We start from the raw sequence: 3,221 nt of genomic DNA, 5'->3' as shown, positions 1-3,221 counted from the left end.
TCCACCACGGATAATCATGTCCTTGATACGGCCCACAATGGAGTAGTAACCTTCCTCATCGACTGTTGCAAGGTCTCCTGAGTGAAGCCATCCGTCAGGTTCGATTGTCTCTGCGGTCTTTTCAGGCATGTTGTAGTATCCTTTCATGACGTTGAATCCCCTGCACATTATCTCACCGGTTTCGCCAGGACCAAGTTCCTCGCCGGTTTCGGGATCAACGATTTTGACTTCGATGTGAGGGAACTTGCGGCCAACGGTGTTGATTTTCTTCTCGAATGAATCAGCAGCATTGGTCTGTGTAAATCCAGGCCCAGCTTCGGTAAGACCGTATACGCTGGTAATTTCAGTCATGTTCATCTTGTTGATTGCATCCTTCATGGTTTCAACAGGACAGGTGGAACCTGCCATGATTCCTGTTCTCAGTGAGCTCATGTCAAACATTTCAAACATAGGATGGTTCATCATCCCGATGAACATTGTAGGAACACCATAGATTGATGTGCACTTTTCCTTCTGAATTGAGGATATAGCAAGCAATGGGTCATATTCCTCGAGAACAACCATGGTTGAACCGTGGCTGATAACCGCCATAACACCTAAAACTGTTCCGAAACAGTGGAACAGAGGCACCTGCAGGAGCAGTCTGTCCTTTTCGGTGTAGTTCATGTTTTCCCCAATGTAATAGCCGTCATTTAAAATGTTACGGCTGGTAAGCATAACTCCTTTTGGGAACCCTTCTGTTCCGGAGGTATACTGCATATTGATTACGTCATGCTGTGTAACCGCATCCTTTACCTTCTGGAATTCGTCATCATCATAGTTCATGCCTAAAAGGATTAGTTCGTTGGTATTATACATTCCTCGGTGCTTTTCCTGACCGACATGGAAAATGAATTTCAAAAATGGGAATTTTTCAGCCACAAGATGTCCCCTTGCACAACTCTTGAGTTCAGGGACAAGTTCATTTATGATGTCAAAATAGCTGGTGTCCCTGAATCCGTCAGTCATGGCCAATGCCTTCATTTCGGACTGCTGCAAAACATATTCAAGCTCATGTGCCTGATAGGCAGTGTTGACTGTCACTATAGTTGCGCCTATCCTTGCTGTTGCAAACATGTATGTCAGCCATTCCGGAACATTCTTTGCCCAGATTCCAACACGGTCTCCGTGTTCAATCCCAATAGCCAGCATTCCTTTAGCTAAATTATCAACCCTTTCATTAAATTCCTTGTATGTAAACCTTAAGTTTCTGTCCGGATAAACCATAAATTCATGATCCGGCTGCTTTTCAACCATTTCCTCGAAAAATTTTCCAATCGGCAATTCTGTAAATAATTCACTCATAATAATAAACTCCTTAATTTTTTTAATTCAACAAATTTTGGCTCAAATAATAGTTTTGCAAACGCAACAATCCCAAATCACGAGTGAAAAATTTAATTACAGCATTGTCCTTTGTCATTTGTGATATTTCAAACATATTATCAAGCCCTCAATTATATTTAGTATGGAGTGTAGAGCACAGCAAGTATTTTTGCCTTGTCGTTGCCGCTTGCATGTAGGTGGTGAGGCACTACTGAGTCATAGAATATTGTGTCGCCTTCCCCTATAGTGAATGTGTCCTTTCCATAGATTACTTCGATTTCGCCTTCTAAAACATAGATGAACTCTTCCCCTTCGTGAGATGAAAGTTCCTTTTCGCCTTCCTCAAACTCGATGTCGATTAAGAAAGGGTCTATGTTTCTGTCAATCTTTCCTGCCCCTAGGGAGTGGAACTCAAGGTTGGTTGCGTTGGTCACATCTTCCCTTCCTGAGAAGTAAAGTGAGTTTTCGGTCACGCCGCCTCTTGTGACAACAGGTCCGAGTTCAGGTGTGTCGTCAAGGAATGTTCCCAGCCTTACGCCTAATGCCCTTGCCATTTTTGTTAATGGAGTAAGGGACGGAATAACTTCTCCAGCTTCCATGGCCTGTAATACTTCAAGCTTTACGCCACTTCTCTCGGCCAGGTCTTCAATTGACATGTCTTGTCTTTCTCTAATGTCTTTTATCTTTTTTGCAAAGTCTTCGTTTGTCATATTTTTCACTCATTTTTGAATTGTCACTTAAAAGATTTAAGTATTAATAACTATATTTTATAATATATTTAAAAGTATCCTAAAATTGGGAGTTTATTTAATTTTAGAGGAGATTAATTTAAAAAAGTGCTCGTTCATTCAAAAAAAAATCATCAAATTATGGTGATTATGATTGCTTTTGGCCTATGAAATTGCAGTGAAAAAAGCATAATATTTAAATTCAACCATCCTGACTTTGTAAAATTGCTTTAAAACAGTTGAATTGACCTTAAAACAAAGAAAAATAATATATAATTTGGGGACAAACACTATAACGTAAAGAATTTTCCCCTTTCTTTACAATGAATTATGAGAAAAATATTAGTTATGAGACAACTAAAATTGGCGGATAAGGTTGGAGCAATCCGGCCTTATTCTTTAATTAATGGAGAAGTTCACCAAAAAACTATTTATTGTTAAAATTAAAAATTAAATGTAAGGTGAAACTTTGAAAAGAAGAACAAAAATAATTCTCATTTTTGTAATCCTAATAGCCCTTGGAGCGGCAATTGCCTTTGAAGACTATCAGGACAAGCACGCTCCATATAAGGTACTTGCAAAAAACGATTTGGGAACTGTTGAAAGATTGATTTACGGATGCTCAACTTCAGAAGATACAATCGCACTGATTACAGGAATCCATCCAAGGGAAAAGCTTTCAATAGACCCTGAAATTCAGGCAGCAAAGGAATATGCCAAAGCACATTCGGAAGTGAACATCATACATTACCAGGTCAATGTAACCAAGGATGCAAAAAACTATGACAAGGGAAGGGCAAACGGAGAAAAGCTCGTTCATGACTATGTAAATCCCGACGTGACAAAATCCGATGCGAACTGCGTAATCATTAGCCATTCCCATGGTGAGGATTACGGTGAAGGATTCTATCTGGCAACTCCCGAAATGGATGACGCATCAGTGGACCTGGCCAAAAAGATTCATGCCACAAGCGATTTTGGATACTATCCGAAAACAGGCAATGAAGCATACAAGTCAACTTCAGCGCAGCTTGTCTCATGTCCGATTGCAAAGGCGGGCTATCCCACATTCGTATATGAAATACCTGAAAACATAACCGCACAGAATGCGACCGACTGGACAAAGGA

The 3,221-nt window shown here is 40.1% G+C and carries 3 protein-coding genes; 1 reads left to right on the top strand and 2 read right to left on the bottom strand.

All coding sequences use genetic code 11. The features are described from left to right. The coding region (locus QZN27_RS09440) for an AMP-binding protein (protein WP_296786858.1) at window positions 1-1,344 on the bottom strand (1,344 nt) is incomplete at its 3' end. A 158-nt stretch (window positions 1,345-1,502) separates the two neighbouring features. Next, on the bottom strand, window positions 1,503-2,075 hold the full coding sequence (locus tag QZN27_RS09435; protein ID WP_296786853.1) for an XRE family transcriptional regulator: 573 nt from the start codon (window positions 2,073-2,075) through the stop codon (window positions 1,503-1,505). A gap of 487 nt (window positions 2,076-2,562) precedes the next feature. Between QZN27_RS09435 and QZN27_RS09430 the strand changes: the two genes are divergently transcribed. Continuing rightward, the coding region (locus tag QZN27_RS09430) for a hypothetical protein (protein ID WP_296786851.1) at window positions 2,563-3,221 on the top strand (659 nt) is incomplete at its 3' end.

Source organism: uncultured Methanobrevibacter sp. (assembly GCF_900316895.1).
Lineage (GTDB): Archaea > Methanobacteriota > Methanobacteria > Methanobacteriales > Methanobacteriaceae > Methanocatella.
Note: the sequence above shows the minus strand (reverse complement) of the source record. Positions and strands in the feature narration are given on the sequence as shown.

Excerpts from the sequence above, each read along its gene's own strand:
- QZN27_RS09435 (WP_296786853.1), bottom strand. The coding sequence starts at position 2,075 with ATGACAAACGAAGACTTTGCAAAAAAGATAAAAGACATTAGAGAAAGA.